The sequence below is a fragment of the Labrys sp. Lb11 genome, from assembly GCF_057554225.1.
Genome location: NZ_BAAJOT010000006.1, coordinates 345,299 through 361,051, shown reverse-complemented (window position 1 = coordinate 361,051; position 15,753 = coordinate 345,299). Strand labels below are relative to the sequence as shown.

At 69.9% G+C, this 15,753-nt stretch carries 15 protein-coding genes; 8 read left to right on the top strand and 7 right to left on the bottom strand.

Annotated features, from left to right (window positions below; genetic code table 11):
- Positions 1 to 24: 24 nt before the first annotated feature.
- From AC27L4_RS23705 to AC27L4_RS23675, 7 genes are all read right to left on the bottom strand, one after another.
- A complete protein-coding gene (locus AC27L4_RS23705; RefSeq protein WP_487144887.1) occupies positions 25 to 855 on the bottom strand; it encodes an alpha/beta fold hydrolase in 831 nt (276 codons plus the stop codon).
- A gap of 504 nt (positions 856 to 1,359) precedes the next feature.
- Positions 1,360 to 2,154 carry an ABC transporter permease gene (locus tag AC27L4_RS23700; protein WP_487144886.1) on the bottom strand — a complete coding sequence of 265 codons (795 nt, stop codon included), beginning with the start codon at positions 2,152 to 2,154 and terminating at the stop codon, positions 1,360 to 1,362.
- A gap of 11 nt (positions 2,155 to 2,165) precedes the next feature.
- Entirely contained in the window at positions 2,166 to 3,029 is an 864-nt protein-coding gene (locus AC27L4_RS23695) for an ABC transporter permease (protein WP_487144884.1), read from the bottom strand.
- The gene (locus AC27L4_RS23690) at positions 3,026 to 4,126 is read right to left on the bottom strand and encodes an ABC transporter ATP-binding protein (RefSeq protein WP_487144883.1); all 1,101 of its coding nucleotides are present in this window, start codon (positions 4,124 to 4,126) and stop codon (positions 3,026 to 3,028) included. The genes AC27L4_RS23695 and AC27L4_RS23690 overlap by 4 nt, the downstream gene beginning before the upstream one ends.
- A gap of 137 nt (positions 4,127 to 4,263) precedes the next feature.
- Entirely contained in the window at positions 4,264 to 5,289 is a 1,026-nt protein-coding gene (locus AC27L4_RS23685; protein WP_487144882.1) for an extracellular solute-binding protein, read from the bottom strand.
- Positions 5,290 to 5,420: 131 nt separating this feature from the next.
- Entirely contained in the window at positions 5,421 to 7,115 is a 1,695-nt protein-coding gene (locus tag AC27L4_RS23680) for a thiamine pyrophosphate-binding protein (RefSeq protein ID WP_487144881.1), read from the bottom strand.
- Positions 7,116 to 7,182: 67 nt separating this feature from the next.
- Positions 7,183 to 8,670: an aldehyde dehydrogenase gene (locus AC27L4_RS23675; protein ID WP_487142112.1), complete on the bottom strand. Its 1,488-nt coding sequence runs from the start codon at positions 8,668 to 8,670 to the stop codon at positions 7,183 to 7,185.
- Between the two features lie 263 nt (positions 8,671 to 8,933).
- Here AC27L4_RS23675 and hutC point away from each other — a divergent pair, with 263 nt between their 5' ends.
- Genes hutC through AC27L4_RS23635 form a run of 8 tightly spaced genes read left to right on the top strand, consistent with a single transcriptional unit; the run spans position 8,934 to position 15,746 of the window.
- The gene (hutC, locus tag AC27L4_RS23670) at positions 8,934 to 9,722 is read left to right on the top strand and encodes a histidine utilization transcriptional repressor HutC (protein ID WP_487142111.1); all 789 of its coding nucleotides are present in this window, start codon (positions 8,934 to 8,936) and stop codon (positions 9,720 to 9,722) included.
- On the top strand, positions 9,719 to 11,038 hold the full coding sequence (locus AC27L4_RS23665) for a UbiD family decarboxylase (protein ID WP_487142110.1): 1,320 nt from the start codon (positions 9,719 to 9,721) through the stop codon (positions 11,036 to 11,038). The genes hutC and AC27L4_RS23665 overlap by 4 nt, the downstream gene beginning before the upstream one ends.
- A gap of 12 nt (positions 11,039 to 11,050) precedes the next feature.
- A complete protein-coding gene (locus AC27L4_RS23660; protein ID WP_487144879.1) occupies positions 11,051 to 11,668 on the top strand; it encodes a UbiX family flavin prenyltransferase in 618 nt (205 codons plus the stop codon).
- A gap of 27 nt (positions 11,669 to 11,695) precedes the next feature.
- Complete coding sequence (locus AC27L4_RS23655) at positions 11,696 to 12,436, top strand: aspartate/glutamate racemase family protein (protein WP_487144878.1); 741 nt, start codon at positions 11,696 to 11,698, stop codon at positions 12,434 to 12,436.
- Entirely contained in the window at positions 12,437 to 13,552 is a 1,116-nt protein-coding gene (locus tag AC27L4_RS23650; protein ID WP_487144877.1) for an NAD(P)/FAD-dependent oxidoreductase, read from the top strand.
- The gene (locus tag AC27L4_RS23645; protein WP_487144875.1) at positions 13,536 to 13,847 is read left to right on the top strand and encodes a (2Fe-2S)-binding protein; all 312 of its coding nucleotides are present in this window, start codon (positions 13,536 to 13,538) and stop codon (positions 13,845 to 13,847) included. Before AC27L4_RS23650 ends, AC27L4_RS23645 begins: the two co-directional genes overlap by 17 nt.
- Positions 13,840 to 15,249 carry an FAD/NAD(P)-dependent oxidoreductase gene (locus AC27L4_RS23640; RefSeq protein ID WP_487144873.1) on the top strand — a complete coding sequence of 470 codons (1,410 nt, stop codon included), beginning with the start codon at positions 13,840 to 13,842 and terminating at the stop codon, positions 15,247 to 15,249. The genes AC27L4_RS23645 and AC27L4_RS23640 overlap by 8 nt, the downstream gene beginning before the upstream one ends.
- The gene (locus AC27L4_RS23635) at positions 15,246 to 15,746 is read left to right on the top strand and encodes a TIGR02444 family protein (RefSeq protein ID WP_487144871.1); all 501 of its coding nucleotides are present in this window, start codon (positions 15,246 to 15,248) and stop codon (positions 15,744 to 15,746) included. The genes AC27L4_RS23640 and AC27L4_RS23635 overlap by 4 nt, the downstream gene beginning before the upstream one ends.
- Positions 15,747 to 15,753: the final 7 nt, after the last annotated feature.

Sequence of the window (15,753 nt, the reverse complement as noted above, 5' to 3'; positions counted from 1 at the left end):
TCTTGCAAGCGGCCCGGAGCCATGTCAGCCGCGGATGAAGGCCAGAAGGTCCGCGTTGATGATCTCCGGATGGGTCGTGCACATCCCATGCGGCAGGCCAGCATAGGTCTTGAGCGTGCCGTTCCGCAGGAGCTTGACGGAAAGGGGCGCGGAGTCGGCATAGGGCACGATCTGGTCGTCATCCCCGTGCATGACCAGGACCGGAACCTCGATGGCCATCAGATCCTCAGTGAAGTCGGTCTCGGAAAACGCCTTGATGCACTCGTAATGGGCGATGGCGGCGCCCATCATCCCCTGCCGCCACCAGTTGCGGATGATCCCTTCCGAGACCTTCGCGCCGGGCCGGTTGAAGCCGTAGAAGGGCCCCGACGGCAGGTCGAGGAAGAACTGCGCGCGGTTGGCGAGCGAGGCGGCCCGGAGCTGGTCGAACACCTCCAGCGGCGTGCCGCCCGGATTCGCCTCCGACTTGAGCATGACCGGCGGCACCGCGCCGATCAGCGCCGCCTTCGCCACCCGGCCGGGCCTGGCCCGCGCGACATAGCGTGCCGCCTCGCCGCCGCCGGTCGAATGGCCGACGTGCACCGCCCCCTTCAGGTCGAGCGCATCGGTGAGCGCGGCGACGTCGGCGGCATAGGTGTCCATCTCGTTGCCGGTCCAGGTCTGGCTCGAGCGGCCGTGCCCGCGCCGGTCATGGGCGACGACGCGGAAGCCCCGGGCCAGGAAGAACATCATCTGGGCGTCCCAATCGTCGGCGCTGAGGGGCCAGCCGTGATGGAAGACGATCGGCTGGGCCTCCCTGGGCCCCCAATCCTTGTAGAAGATCTGCGTGCCGTCTCCGGTCGTGATGAAGGACATCCGCGTGCTCCCATGAGGTCGTTGTCGACGTCGCTGAGCCGACGCCCGGTCCGGGGGGCGCCGGCTGGAGGGCCGGCGGGCACGAGAGGGTGACGGACCGCACGCCGGCGACCGCCCCGGAGGATCGTGTCCGGCACGGTGCATCCTTGTACCGCACCGCCGCCCGCGCCGTCTGCGCGCGCGGGAGGTCGGCTTCGAAATCCGCGCCATCGCGCCGGCTCCCGCCATCACATTCGGGTGAACCGCGTCGCAATTGCCGGAGGCCGCGGCTTCTGAGATGCTGGGTCGGCGATGAGGCGATCGCCTGATCGACTGGCCGGACGCGACCGCGGTCTGTCTCGAGATCGGCTCGCGCCGGCCGGCCGACGCCGCCACCCGCTCCGATATCGATACGACAAGCGCCAACGCCGACGGCCGCTTCGTGCGCAAGGACGGCACGCCCTCTCCCTGGTCGCGCCGACGCGCCCGCAAGGCCCCTGCCCGACCTTCGGGCTCGGGCGCCCCTCAGCGCTGCATCACCCGCCGCAGCCCGGCCAGGCGGTCGACGATCACCATCGCCACGGCGGAGATCAGGATGAGCGAACTCGCGAGCGCCGCGCCGACCGCGTCGTACTGGTACTTGATGTAGGAGAACAGCTCGACCGGCAGCGGCGTCCAGCCCGGCGGGGCGAGAAACACCGAGATCGGGAAGTCGTTCCAGGAGAGGACGAAGCAGAGCACGAAGCTGGAGATGAGGCCGGTGCGGATCACCGGCAGGGTGATCGACACCATCGTGCGCAGCGGCCCGGCCCCGACATTGCGCGCCGCCTCCTCCAGCGACAGGTCGAAGTTCTGCATGCTCGCCGTCAGGATGCGGACCGCGAAGGGCAGCACGTGGATGGAATGGCCGATGACCAGCACCGTGATGCCGCCGCCGAAGCCGAGCTGGGCGAAGAAGACGTAGAGCGCCAGGCTGAAGATCGTCGTCGGGATCAGCAGCGGCGACATGATCAGGAGGTTGATGAAGGCCTTGCCCCTGAAGTCGTAGCGCACCATGGCGAGCACGGCGAGAAGGGCGAGCGTGTTGGCGATGACGGAGGCCGTGAGGCCGAGCGTCAGGCTCACGCCCATCGCCCGCACGAAGCTGTCGGACGTCCAGGCCGCCTTGAACCATTCCAGCGTGAAGCCGGACGGCGGCAGGATGAACTCGCGCGGGTTCACCGACACCATCAGCGTGATGAGAATCGGGAAGAACAGGAAGGCCATCGCCAGATAGGTGAAGAGGCGCAGGGCCAGGGTGCCGGTGTCGAGCGTACGCATGTCTGGCGGCCTTATCGGGTGGCCTGGAGCCGGTTGAGGATCAGCTTGCCGAAGATGAAGGCCATGCCGCTCAGGATGGTCGCATTGGCGGCGATCATGATCACCGACAGGCTCGAGGCGAAGGGCAGGTCATTGTTCAGGAGCGCCTCGGTGTAGATGACGAGGCCGATCATCTGCGTGTCGCTGGCGCCGACCATCAGCGGCACGGCGAAGGCCGAAAAGTTCAGGGTGAAGACGATGACGAGGCCGGCATAGAGGCCGGGCAGGGTCAGGGGAAAGGTGATGCTCCAGAACGCCCGCCAGCGGCTGGCCCCGACATTGCGCGCCGCCTCGACGAAGGAGGGATTGAGGCGCTCGATCGAGTCGAGCAGCGACAGCACGACATAGGGCATGCCGATATAGACCAGCAGGATGACGACGCCCTTGAGGTCCCACATGTAGCGCACCGGCTCGTCATAGACCCGCAGGGCGATCATCAGCGAATTCAGCAGGCCGCCGCCGCGGAAGATGACGATCCAGCCGTAGACCAGCGTCACCAGCCCGATCAGCAGCGGCGAGAGCACCATCGTCACCAGGATGCTGCGCTGCAGGCCGCGGGTCTGGGCGATGGACAGCGCGACGGGATAGCCCAGCAGCACCGAGATCAGCGTGGTCACGACCGCGATGCGGATCGAGAACCACAGCGTGTTGACGAGGTACCAGCCGGAGCCGAGGAAGCGCGTGTAGTTGTCGAAGGTGAAGGCCGACACCATGTAGGCGCCGTCCACGGTCTGGTTGAAGCTGGTGCGCGCCACCCACAGCAGCGGCAGGACGACGAAGATCGTCAGCGCGACGAGGGCGGGAGCAAGCAGGAGGGCGGCGTTGCGCGATTTCATGACGCCGACGCTCCCCGGCGGTCGATGAGCCGGAAATGGTCGGGCTCGATGCCGAGCCAGACCGTGTCGCCGATGCCGGCCGCTCCGTGGATGGCATGGCTCTCGACATGCAGGCTCTCGCCGCCGGCCAGCACCACGGTGTAGCGGACCGTCGGGCCGTAATACTCGATGAAGTCCACCCGCGCCGACACGACGTTCGGTCCCTCCCGCCGATCGGGCAGGATGCGGACGCGCTCGGGCCGCAGCAGCACCCGCACCTCGGCGCCCTTGGCCAGGCCGGCCCGGCGGCCGACATCCAGCATCAGGCCCTTGCCGACCCGCACCGTCGCCGCGCCGTCGGCGAGCTCGGCCACGACGCCGTCGAAGAAGTTGGTGGTGCCGACGAAATCGGCGACGAACTCCGACTGCGGATCCTCGTAGACCTCGACCGGGCGGGCGATGCGGGCGATCCGGCCGCCGCTCATGATCACCACCCGGTCCGACATCGACAGCGCCTCTTCCTGGTCGTGCGTCACGTAGAGCGTCGTCATGTCGAGGCTCTGCTGCAGCTTCTTCAGCTCGCGGCGCATGGCGACGCGCAGCGCCCGGTCGAGGTTGCTCAGGGGCTCGTCCATCAGGAGCAGTTGCGGCTCGAGCGCCAGCGCCCGCGCGAGCGCCACGCGCTGCTGCTGGCCGCCGGAGAGCTGGCGCGGCAGGCGGGCATCGAAGCCGGAAAGGCCGGTCACCGCCAGGGACTCCTCGACCTTGCGCCGGATGAACGCCCTGTCACGCCTGCGCAGCTTCAGGCCGAAGGCGACGTTCTCCGCCACGGTCATGTGCGGCCAGAGCGCATAGTTCTGGAAGACGAAGCCGACCTCGCGCTTCTCCGGCGGCAGCCGGGTGACGTCGCGGCCGTTGATGCGGATGCGCCCCTCCGATGCCGGGACGAAGCCGGCGATCATGCGCAAGGTGGTGGTCTTGCCGCATCCGCTCGGCCCGAGCAGCGACACGAACTCGCCGTGACGCACGTCGAAGGACACGTCGCTCACGGCCGCGGCCTGGCCGTAACGCTTGCAGACGCCTTCGACCGCGATGGCTTTGCGGGCAGGTTCGGTCATCGTCGGAGGTCTCCAGGCTGGTCGGGGCGCGGACGGCCGGGCCGCGCGTCGCCGGTCGAAGCCGTTCCGGGTCGGCGCCGGCATCGCCCGCGCCCGCGGGAGGCCGGACGGCGCCGGCCTCCCGCCTTGCGCTCGTTCTACTTGCTCGTCAGCTTGTTCAGGTCTTCCACCCACTTCGCCTTGTTGGCGGTGACCTTCTCCTGGTCGGGCAGGAAGAGGCGCTTGAACTGCTCGTTCTGCACCAGGAGGTCCTTGTAGGCGAAGTCGGCGGGGATGGTGACGTTCTGCACGGTCGGCGCGTAGAGGTTGCGGGTGGCGAAGGCCAGCTGCACCTCGGGGCTCAGGATGTAGTTGACGAAGGCGAAGGCCTTGTCGGGGTTCTTGGCCGCCTTGGTGACGTTGACGCTGGTGATCAGCGGGAACGTGCCTTCGGCCGGCCGGGCGAACTTGACGTTGGTCGTGCCCTTCTCGAGCAGTTCCTTCATGCGCCCGGTCGCCAGCATGCCGAGCCAGGCGTCCTCGGTCTGGAACAGCGACACCATCTGGCTTTCGACATCGAGCGCGCCGATGAGATTGCCGCTCTTCACCAGCGCCGCCATCTTCTCCAGCCCTGGCTGGATGGCGTCGATGCTGCCGCCGTTCTTCTGGGCCTGCAGCACGGTGAGGCTCAGGGTCGGAATGTGCTGGAAGCCGTAGATGACGACATGGTTCTTGTAGTCGGGCTTCCAGAGCTCGTCCCAGCTCGCCGGCGCCTCCTTCACCTTGTCGGTGTTGTAGGCGAGCACATAGTCGCCGACATTGGCGAAGATCGTATAGGGCGAATAGACCGCATTGGCGTAGAGGTTGGCCATGTTCGGGATCTTGCTCTTGTCGAGCTCCATCCACAGGCCTTCCTTCTCGCCGGCGATCGAGTTCAGCAAGGTGTTGGTGGCGACATCCACCTGGCCGAGCCGGGACTTGATGAGATGGTCGGGGCTGGCGCCCACCACCCACTGGATCTTGCAGTTCTCTGCGTCCTCGAAGGCCTTGGCGACGGTCTCGTAGGTCTTCTGATAGGTGCCGCCCCAGGTCGTGACCCGCAGCGTGCAGTCCTCGGCGAGCGCCGGCGAGGCGGCGGCTGCGAGGGCTCCGGCGAGGAGCAAGGCCGGCAATGACGTCTTCATGATCTGGTCCCTTTTCTGGATTGCGCTGGGCCGTTTCGGTTTCTTTTCCGTGACCTCCCTCTTCTGCGGAGGGATGGGACGACCGGCATCGACAGCCGGTGCGCCGCCGCCGTCCGGCGGAGACGATGGAGTCAGAGCCGCGCCTTGCGGCGGTTGCGCAGGTCGGTCAGCGAATAGCGCGAATGGATCGCCTCCTGGTCGATGCTCATCTCGATCAGGGCCGGCTTGCCCGCGCCGAGGCAGCGCTCGAAGGCTGGGCCGAACTCCTCGGTCGTCCGCACCCGCTCGGCATGGGCGCCATAGGCCCTCGCCAGCGCGTAAAAGTCCGGATTGACGAGCTGGGTGCCGTTGACCCGTCCGTCCAGCCGGTTCTCCTCGTGGATGCGGATGGTGCCGTACATGTTGTTGTTGAACAGAACGACGATGATGTTGGCGCCGTACTGGACGGCGGTGATGAGTTCCTCGGAGCTCATCTGGAAGCAACCGTCGCCGACGAAATCGACGACCACCCGGTCGGGATGGAGAAGCTTGGCCGATATGGCGGCCGGCAAGCTGTAGCCCATCGAGCCGCTGATCGGGCCGAGCTGGGTGTGCAGCCGGTAATGGGCGAAGTAGCGCTGGCTCCAGGTGGCGTAGGCGCCGACGCCGTTGGTGACGATGGCGTCCTCGGGCAGACGCTGGCGCAGCCATTTCATCACCTGCGGCAGGTCGATCAACCCCGGACACGGGCCGGGCCGGGTCTCGGCCTCGAAGGTCTGGCGCAGCGATGCCGTCCAGGCGTCGCGGGCCGCATGCGCCGCCGGCGCGTGCCGGCCCAGTTCGCGGCAGAATGCGTCGTTGTCGGCCAGCAGCGCCAGGTCGACCTGGAAGACGCGGTTCAGCTCGGCGAAGCTGCTGGTGACATGGACGAATTTCTGCTTCGGCGCTGGGATGCCGAAGAGCGTGAACCCTTCCATATAGCCGGCACCGATCGTGTTCACGTCGCTCAGCGCGTCGTTGCACATGATGACGAAGTCGGTGTCCCTGATATGCGCCAGCAGCGCCGGGTTCGAGCCGATGCCGATCTCGCCGACATAGCAGGCCAGGCGATGGTCGATGATGTCGCGCCGACGGAAGGTGGTGACGACGGGCACGTTGCTCGCCGCCGCGAAGGCCTGGATGTCGTCGCGCGCCGCCTCGGTCCAGCCCGAGCCGCCGACGATCAGCAGGGGCCGCTCGGCGGCGGCGAGCATGGCGAAGATCGCCTCGACCTGCTCCGGCGACGGGCTGCCGGCGCGCGCCGGCACGCTGGGCTTGCCGGGCGGGACGGTCGCCTCCTCCTCCAGCACATCCTCGGGGACGACGAGCACCACGGGTCCCATGCGCCCGGTCATCGCCGTCTGGTAGGCGCGCTGGACGAATTCCGGGATGCGGGCGGGATCGTCGATCTGCGCCACCCATTTGGTCATGGGCGAGAACATCGTGCGGAAATCATAGGCCATGAAGGCCTCGCGCTCCATCAAGGCGCGCTTGACCTGGCCGACGATCAGGATCATCGGCGAGGAGTCCTGATAGGCCGTGTGGACCCCGTTGACGGCATTGGTGGCGCCGGGGCTGCGGGTGACGAAGGCGACGCCGGGCCGCCCGGTCAGCTTGCCATAGGCCTCGGCCATCTGGGCAGCGCCGTTCTCATGCCGGCAGCTGACGGTGCGGATGACGGGATGGCGCACGCCCAGCGCATCGAGCGCGCACAGAAAGCTCTCGCCCGGCACGTGATAGACGATCTCCGTGCCGTTGAGCGCGAGCTCGTCGGCCAGGATTTCACTGCCTTTGCGCTTCGCCAGCATGCCTGAAACCTTCCTGGGGTCGTACGGAGCCGGGCGGAGCGGCGGCCGCCGCCCGGTGCGGTCCTGCTCACCCGATGACGAACGGGTTTGCGATTTCGTGAGCTGTGGAGAGCCAGACGGCCTTTGTCTGGAGGTATTCGCGGACGCCTTCGAGGCCGTTCTCGCGGCCGATGCCGCTCTTCTTGTAGCCGCCGAAGGGGGTGGTGTAGGAGACGTCGCGGTAGGTGTTGACCCAGACGCTGCCGGCGTCGAGGAGCTCGGTCATGCGCAGCGCCTGCTTCATGTCGGCGGTCCACAGGCCGGCGGCGAGGCCGAACTCGGTGTCGTTGGCGATGGCGACCGCCTCCTCCATGGTGTCGAAGACGATGGTGGAGAGCACCGGGCCGAACACCTCCTCGCGGGCGATGCGCATGCGGTTGTCGACGCCGGTGAAGATGGTGGGCTCGACGAAGAAGCCCTCGGCGCATTCGGCCGCGTCCGGGCGCTTGCCGCCGAGCACCAGCTCGGCACCCTCCTGGCGGGCGATGTCGATATAGCCGAGCACCTTGTCGTACTGCATGCGGTTGGCGATCGGGCCGATCTGGGTGGCGGGGTTGCGCGGATCGCCGATGCGGGCCGACTTGCTGAAGGCGGCGAGCTTCTCGACGAAGGCGTCGTGGATGCCGCGCTGGACCAGGAGGCGCGAGCCGGCGATGCAGGTCTGGCCGACGGCGCCGAAGATGCCGCCGACCACGCCGCGCACGGCGTTGTCGAGGTCGGCGTCGTTGAAGACGATGTTGGGCGACTTGCCGCCGAGCTCGAGGCTGACGCGCTTCACGTCCCGGGCCGCCAGGGCGTAGAGATGGGCGCCGGTGGCGGTCGAGCCGGTGAAGCCGACATGGCGGGTCAGGGGATGGGTGACGAGCGGCTCGCCGACCTCCTTGCCGTAGCCGGTGACGACGTTGATGACGCCGGGCGGGAAGCCGGCCTGCTCGACCAGCTCCATCAGCTTGAGGGCGGTGGCGGAGGTGTGCTCGGCCGGCTTGAGCACCAGGGTGTTGCCGGCCGCCAGCGCCGCCGGGGCCTTGAGCGACAACAGGAACAGCGGCGCGTTCCAGGGCACGATGCCGACGCAGACGCCGAGCGGCTCGTGGCGCGAGAAGCTGAGCGCCGGCTTGTCGCAGGGGTGCACCGCGCCCTCGATCTTGTCGGCGAGGCCGGCATAGTAGAAGTACCAGTTCGGGATGTAGCGGATCTGGTGGCGCATCTCGGCGAGCAGGCGGCCATTGTCGCGGACCTCGATCTCGGCGAGGGCGTCGGCATGCGCCTCGATCAATTCGCCGAGGCGGTGGATGATGCGGCCGCGCCTGGAGGGGTGCATCCGGCGCCATGGCCCGTCGGTGAAGGCCTTGTGGGCGGCGCGCACGGCGCGGTCGGCATCGGCGGCGCCGCCGCGGGCGACGAGGGCCCAGGGCCTGGCGGTGAAGGGGTCGACCGTCTCGAAATACGCGCCCGAGGCCGGCGCGACCCAGGCGCCGTCGATGTACATGTCCAGCTTCGGCAACGCGCCCGCCATCATCCGGTCTCTCCATGATCCGGCGCGGCCGCCGGGGTGCGGCGGCAGGCGCAGGGGCCGCGGCCGACAAATGTCTATGTTTTTTCGTGGATAATGATATTCGTTTGCTGGGAATGGATAGGATTATCCCGGGCCTGTCAAGCGGACTCTTGCGGGTTCTGGCGGGATTTCGCGGCATTTGCCGCATCCGAGGCTGGACAGCGCCGCGCAAGGCCGCGTATCCTGGCGAAAGTGATATTCATTTGTCATCCGACCGAGGCTCCATGAGCGGGACACTGCCGGTTGCCCAGCCGCTGTACGGCCAGATCAAGACGGCGATCGAGAAGCGCATCCGCGCCGCCGAATGGCCGGCCGACTTCCAGATCCCGCGCGAGGAGGAGCTGGCGGAGGAGTTCGGCGCCTCGCGGCTGACCGTCCGCCGCGCCCTGCGCGAGCTGCAGACCGAGGGCGTGCTGGTGCGCATCCAGGGCCGCGGCACCTTCGTCATCGGCCCGCGCATGCAATGCGCCATCTTCGACCTGCCCGACGTCTCCGAGGAGATCGAGGGCGACGGCGGCGTGCACGCCAGCGAAGTGATATCACTTTGCGCGCTCGCCCCCGACGACGCCCGCGCCAAGCTGCTGGCGCTGCCCCAGGACGGCGTCGTCTTCCACTCGCGCCTCCTGCACAAGGAGGACGGCACCCCCATCCAGCTGGAGGACCGCTTCGTCAACGCCGAGGAGGCCCCCGGCTATCTCGACCAGGACTTCACCCGGATGACGCCGCACGCCTACCTCTTGCGCGAGACGGAGGTGACCTATGTCGACAACACCATCCGCGCCATCCGCCCGGACGAGGAGAGCCGGGCGGCGCTGCAGATCGACGCCGGCCAGCCCTGCCTGCTGCTCGACCGCCGCACCTGGCGCGGCGACGTGCCGGTGACGCGCAGCCGCTTCCTCTATCCGGGCGACCGCTACCGCCTGCGCAGCGCCCACGAGGCCAGCTCCGGCGGCCCCCGGCCCGGGCCCGCGACGCCGCCCCCGACCAACCCTTCCCCCCGGAGAATCCGATGAGGACCTATCTTGCCCGCCTGCGCGAGCGCGGCGACCTTCTGGTGGTCGACAAGGCGATCGACCCGTTCCACGAGCTGGCCGCCGTCACCCATGCGGCGCAGAAGCGCTGGGGCAAGCCGATCCTGTTCACCAACGTCAAGGGCACCCGCTTTCCCGTCGTCACCAATGTCTACGGCTCGCGCGAGCGCCTGGCCGAGGTCATCGGCATCGACGCCCGGGACTTCTGCCGGCAATGGAGCAACCTGGCCCATCTCGGCAGCCAGGGCGGCGCGCCCTTCGTGCCGGCCGGGGACGACGGCCTGACCGAGTGCACGCTGTCGGACCTGCCGCTGATCACCTATTCGGACCGCGACGCCGCGCCCTACTTCACCTCGGCGATGTTCATCGCCAAGGACCCGGAGACCGGCGTCGGCAACCTGTCCTACCACCGCTCGATGTATGTCAGCGACCGCGAGCTGCGCTGCCGCCTGGCGCCGCGCCACCACCTGACCCTCTACCACGAGAAGGCGGAGAAGCTGGGCCGGCCGCTGGAGGCGGCGATGCTGATCGGCGCCCCGGCCACCGCCTTCCTGACCGCGGCCGCGCCGCTGCCCTACGACGTCGACGAGCTGGAGGTGGCCGCCCGCCTCAAGGGCAGCCCGATCGCCATGCGCAAGTGCCGCCACATCGACCTGGAGGTGCCGGCCGACACCGAGATCGTCATCGAGGGCCGCTTCCTGCCGAACGAACGCCGGCCCGAGGGCCCGTTCGGCGAGTTCATGGGCTATTATGTGCCCGAGGGCCCGAACGCCGTGTTCGAGGTGCTCGGCGTCACCGTCCGCCGCGACGCGGTGTTCCACTCCATCCTGTGCGGCTCGGCCGAGGAGGTGCTCACCCTGGAGCTCTCGGTCTCGGCCAACATCTACCAGCGCCTGAGCGCGGCCCTGCCCGGCATCCTCGACGTCACCTGCCAGCCCTTCGTCACCCACGCCGTGGTCAAGATCGACCCGCAGTTCGAGGGCCATGCCCGCCAGGTCATGCTGGCGACGATCGGCGCCGAGCCGATCTGGGCCAAGGTGATCACCGTGGTCGACGCCGACGTCGACATCTACGACATGGACGACGTCATGTGGGCCATCCTGACCCGCTGCCGCCCGGACAAGGACATGATGATCATCCCCGACACCCCCTCCTTCTACCGCGACGAGCAGAAGGACCATTGGGGCCGCCTGCTGATCGACGCCACCAAGCCGTTCCACCGCCGCGCCGAGTTCGAGCGCAAGACAATCCGCCTCGCCGACACCGTCGACCTGGCGCACTGGTTCCCGGGCGCCTGAGCGGGCCGCGCCATGACCCCAACCCCAACCCAGCAGCGCCCGCGCCTCGTCGTCGGCATCAGCGGCGCCTCGGGCGCCGTCTACGGCGTCCGGGCGCTCGAGCTCCTGGCGGCGGCGGGCATCGAGACCCACCTCGTCGTCACCCGCTCCGCCCACCTCACCCTGTCGCACGAGCTCGGCCTCAGCCCTGCCGACGTGGCGGCGAAGGCCGGCGTCGTCCACGCCGTCGCCGATGTCGGCGCCGCCATCGCCAGCGGCTCCTTCCGCACCCTCGGCATGCTGATCGCCCCCTGCTCGGTCCGCACCATGTCCGAGATCGCCACAGGCGTCACCTCCAGCCTGATCAGCCGCGCCGCCGACGTCGTGCTCAAGGAACGCCGCCGCCTGGTGCTCATGGTCCGCGAGACCCCGCTCCACCTCGGACACCTGCGCACCATGACCGCCCTCGCCGAAATGGGCGCCGTCCTCATGCCGCCCGTCCCCGCCTTCTACGCCAGGCCCGAAACCCTCGCAGACATGGTCGACCACTCCGTCGCTCGCGCCCTCGACCTCTTCGACATCGATACAAACGCCTGCCACAGATGGAACGGCATCGCCGCTGCCCGAAAAGCCGGCGCCGATCCGGCCTGACGCGCCCGGCATGGAAAGAGCCCCCGCATGACCCCGCCCCGCACGCCGCGTCCCCGGCCCGTACACGGCACCATGATCGGCGTCATGGTGCTGGACACGCGCTTCCACCGCCTGCCGGGCGACATCGCCAATGCCGAGACCTGGCCGTTTCCGGTGCAGTTCCGCGTGGTGCGCGGCGTGCGGCCCCAGGACGTGATCGAGGGCAACCCGGCCGAGGCCCTGGCGCGCTTCCACGAGGCGATCGACGACCTCGTCGCCCTCGGCGTCGAGGGCATCACCACGAGCTGCGGCTTCCTGGCCGCCGTCCATCCCGAGCTGCGCCGCTACAGCCCGGTTCCGATCGCCACGTCCAGCCTGATGCAGATCCCGCTCGCCCTGAGCCTGCTGCCGGAAGGCCGGACCGTCGGCATCGTCGTCTCCGACAAGGCCGCGCTCCACGAGGCGCATTTCCGCAATGTCGGCGCGCCGGTCGGCCTGCCGCTCGGCGAGCTGCCCTTCGACGGCCCGATCCGCTCGCACATGCGCGCCAACGCTCCCCTGGCCGACCCGACGGCGCAGGAGCGCGAGGTGCTGGAGGTCGTCGGGCGCATGCTGGACGAGACCCCGTCCATCGGCGCGATCGTCGCCGAATGCGCCAACCTGCCGCCCCATTCGGCGGCGATCCGGCGCACCTTCGGGCTTCCGGTCTACGACATCGTCACGCTGGTGGAATGGATGCATGCGGGCCTGCGGCCGCGGCGCTTCGGCCTTGCCGGGGACGGGCGCTAGATGGCGCGCCCGGCGCCTCACGATCTCCTCGTCGTCGGCGGCGGCCTGATCGGCTCGGCGATCGCCTGGGGGGCATGCCGCGCGGGCGCCGACGTCGCGCTGCTCGACGAAGGCGACGTCGCCTTCCGGGCGGCACGCGGCAATTTCGGCCTGATCTGGCTGCAAGGCAAGGGCGTCGGCAAGCCCGCATACATGAACTGGTCGCTGCAGGCCGGGCATCTCTGGCGCAGCTTCGCGCAAGCCCTGACGGCGGAGACCGGCATCGACATCGGCTGGAGCCAGCCTGGCGGGCTGCACTTCTGCTTCTCCGAGGCCGAGCTGGACAAGCGCCGGCGCGTCGCGGCGCAGACCCGGGCCGACGGCGGCGACATCGCCATCGAGATCCTCGATCGACCGGCGCTGCGCGAACGCGTTCCCGGCATCGGCCCGGCGGTCGTCGGCGGCTCCTATTCGCCGATCGATGCGCATGTGAGCCCGCTCTATCTGCTGCGCGCCCTGCAGCAGGGCCTGCAGGCGCGCGGCGGCGCCTATCGGCCGGGAGCCGGGGTCACGGCCTTGCGCGCGGCGGCAGGCCTGTTCACCGCCGAGACCGCGCGCGGACCGGTGCAGGGCCGGCGCGTCGTCGTCGCCGCCGGGCTCGGGGCGGCTCGCCTCGCCCCCGAGCTCGGCCTGTCCATGCCGGTGCGGCCGGAACGCGGGCAGATCGTCGTCACCGAGCGGGTGAAGCCGTTCTTTCCCTATGTCGGCAGCGGCGTCCGCCAGACGGCCGAGGGCTCCGTCCTGATCGGCAGCAGCCACGAGGAGGCCGGCTTCAGCGAGGCGACGGATGTGGCGACCGGGGCCGGGCTCTGCGCCTCGGCGATCCGCGCCTTTCCGCAGCTGGCGGAGGTCGGCGTGGTCCGGACCTGGGGCTCGCTGCGGGTGATGACGCCGGACGGGCTGCCGATCTACGAGGAATCGCCACGCCATCCCGGCGCCTTCGCCGCCACCTGCCACAGCGGCGTGACGCTCTGCAGCGTCCATGCGCTGGTCCTCGGCCCGGCCATCGCCGCCGGCGCCCTGCCGGAGGCGGTTTCCAGCTTCAGGAGCGACAGGTTCGATGTTCAGGCGCATTGACGGCGCGGATGGCGACCAAGCCGGCACGCTGACCTTCGAGGAACGCGAGGTCCCGTTCCGGCCCGGCGACAGCGTCGCCGCGGCCCTGCTCGCCGCCGGCGTCGCCTCCTTCCGCGACGGCCCGGCCGACGGCTCGCCGCGCTCGCCCTATTGCATGATGGGCGTGTGCTTCGAATGCCTGGTGGACATCGACGGGCGGCAGAACCAGCAGTCCTGCCTGATCGCAGCCCGACCGGGCATGGCGGTCCGCCGCCAATCCGGCGCCCGGCTGATCGCGGAGACCGGCAATGTCTGAGCGGTGGGACGCCCTGGTCGTCGGCGCCGGCCCGGCCGGCATGGCGGCCGCGGCCACCCTGGCGGAGGGCGGCGCCCTCACGCTCGTCGTCGACGAGCAGCCCGATCCCGGCGGCCAGATCTATCGTGCCATCGAGCGCAACCGCGCCGATCCGACCCTCGGCCGCATCCTGGGGCCGGACTATCTCAGGGGCGCGGCGCTGGTCGATCGCCTGCGCGCCAGCGGCGCACGGCTGGCGCTGCGGACCCTGGCCTGGCGCATCGACGACGACCTCGCCGTCTGGACACGGACGGACGGCGTCGTCGGCCGCCACGTCGCCAGGACGATCGTCATCGCCACCGGCGCGATGGAACGGCCAGTGCCGATGGAGGGATGGACGCTGCCGGGGGTCATGACCATCGGTGCTCTGCAGATCCTGCTCAAGTCGGCGGCCCTGGTGCCGTCCGGCCGTCTCGTGCTCGCCGGCAGCGGTCCCCTCTTCTACCTGTTCGCGCACCAGTGCGTGACGGCCGGCGTCCGGGATCTCGTGCTGCTCGACACCGCCCCGGCCCGCGGACGCTGGGACGCCCTCCCCCTGCTGCCCGGCGCCCTCGCGGGCCAGGGCTGGCGCTACCTCGCCAAGGGGCTGAAGCTCCTGGCCGCGCTCCGCCGCGCCGGGGTGCTGGTCCATGCGGGGGTACGGGACATCGCCGTCGAAGGCGAGGCCCGAGCCGAGATCGTGCGCTTCAGCCATCGCGGCCGCACCTATCGCCTGCCCTGCGACACGGTCGGCCTGCACGAGGGGATCATTCCCCACCAGCAGATGACGCGATCGCTCGACTGCGCGCATGACTTCGACACGGCCCAGGCGTGCTTCCGGCCGCGGCGCGACGCCTGGGGTGGCACCTCGCGCCCGGGAATCGCCGTGGCGGGGGACGCCGGCGGCATCATCGGGGCCGAGGCCAGCCATCATGACGGCACGATCGCGGGACTTGCCGCGCTGCACGCGCTCGGGCGCCTCGCCCCGGACGAGCGCGACCGCCGCTTCGCGGCCGCCGAGCGGGCGCGCCGCGCCCACCTTGCCGCCCGTCCCTTCATCGACCGCCTCTACCGGCCGCGCCCGGAAGTGCTCGACCCGCCGGACCCGGTCCTGGTCTGCCGGTGCGAGGCGGTGAGCGCCGCCGCCCTGCGCGGCGTCGTCGGCAAGGGCGTGCTCGGCCCGAACCAGGCCAAGGCGTTCCTGCGCTGCGGCATGGGGCCGTGCCAGGGGCGGCTGTGCGGCCCGACCGTGACCGGCGTGATCGCCGGCGCGGCCGGCCTCCCCCCGGCGGATGCCGGCTATTATCGCATCCGCAGCCCGCTGAAGCCGATCACCGTCGGCGAACTCGCCGCAGCAGCAGCCGACACGAAAGCCTCGCCATGACCGCATCGCTCTGGGACTTCGCGCTCGATTTCTACGGCCGGCCGGGCATCTCGGCCGCCTGCCTGACGCTCCAGGACGAGGGCGGCCTCGACGTCGTGCATCTCATCACCGTCGTCTATGCCGACCGGATCGGCCGGCGGCTCGACGCCGCGGAAATCGCCGACCTCGGCGCGGCCATGCTGGACTGGCGCGCGGGAGCGGTCCTCCCGCTACGGGCGGCCCGCCGCTTCCTGAAGGCGCCGCTCCCCGGGCTCGACGCCGACAAGGAGGCGCTGCGCCAGGCCGTGAAGGCGGCCGAGCTCAAGGCCGAGCAGCTGCAGCTGGCGATGGGCCGGGCCTGGCTCGAGGCCCGCCCGCCCAGGACCGGCGGGCTGCCGCCGGAACGGGCGATCGAGACCCTGCTCGGGCTTCGGCCCGGCGCCGCAACAGCCAGCGAGCGCGTGCAGCAGGCGGTTGCCGCGATCCTGTCGACCTGGGCGGGCCTGGGGCCGGCCTGACCGAAGG

What these genes read in the sequence shown, in the direction of transcription:
- AC27L4_RS23705 (WP_487144887.1), bottom strand. Translation starts at nt 855, where the DNA reads ATGTCCTTCATCACGACCGGAGACGGCACGCAGATCTTCTACAAGGAT.
- AC27L4_RS23700 (WP_487144886.1), bottom strand. Translation starts at nt 2,154, where the DNA reads ATGCGTACGCTCGACACCGGCACCCTGGCCCTGCGCCTCTTCACCTAT.
- AC27L4_RS23695 (WP_487144884.1), bottom strand. Translation starts at nt 3,029, where the DNA reads ATGAAATCGCGCAACGCCGCCCTCCTGCTTGCTCCCGCCCTCGTCGCG.
- AC27L4_RS23690 (WP_487144883.1), bottom strand. Translation starts at nt 4,126, where the DNA reads ATGACCGAACCTGCCCGCAAAGCCATCGCGGTCGAAGGCGTCTGCAAG.
- AC27L4_RS23685 (WP_487144882.1), bottom strand. Translation starts at nt 5,289, where the DNA reads ATGAAGACGTCATTGCCGGCCTTGCTCCTCGCCGGAGCCCTCGCAGCC.
- AC27L4_RS23680 (WP_487144881.1), bottom strand. Translation starts at nt 7,115, where the DNA reads ATGCTGGCGAAGCGCAAAGGCAGTGAAATCCTGGCCGACGAGCTCGCG.
- AC27L4_RS23675 (WP_487142112.1), bottom strand. Translation starts at nt 8,670, where the DNA reads ATGGCGGGCGCGTTGCCGAAGCTGGACATGTACATCGACGGCGCCTGG.
- hutC (WP_487142111.1), top strand. Translation starts at nt 8,934, where the DNA reads ATGAGCGGGACACTGCCGGTTGCCCAGCCGCTGTACGGCCAGATCAAG.
- AC27L4_RS23665 (WP_487142110.1), top strand. Translation starts at nt 9,719, where the DNA reads ATGAGGACCTATCTTGCCCGCCTGCGCGAGCGCGGCGACCTTCTGGTG.
- AC27L4_RS23660 (WP_487144879.1), top strand. Translation starts at nt 11,051, where the DNA reads ATGACCCCAACCCCAACCCAGCAGCGCCCGCGCCTCGTCGTCGGCATC.
- AC27L4_RS23655 (WP_487144878.1), top strand. Translation starts at nt 11,696, where the DNA reads ATGACCCCGCCCCGCACGCCGCGTCCCCGGCCCGTACACGGCACCATG.
- AC27L4_RS23650 (WP_487144877.1), top strand. Translation starts at nt 12,437, where the DNA reads ATGGCGCGCCCGGCGCCTCACGATCTCCTCGTCGTCGGCGGCGGCCTG.
- AC27L4_RS23645 (WP_487144875.1), top strand. Translation starts at nt 13,536, where the DNA reads ATGTTCAGGCGCATTGACGGCGCGGATGGCGACCAAGCCGGCACGCTG.
- AC27L4_RS23640 (WP_487144873.1), top strand. Translation starts at nt 13,840, where the DNA reads ATGTCTGAGCGGTGGGACGCCCTGGTCGTCGGCGCCGGCCCGGCCGGC.
- AC27L4_RS23635 (WP_487144871.1), top strand. Translation starts at nt 15,246, where the DNA reads ATGACCGCATCGCTCTGGGACTTCGCGCTCGATTTCTACGGCCGGCCG.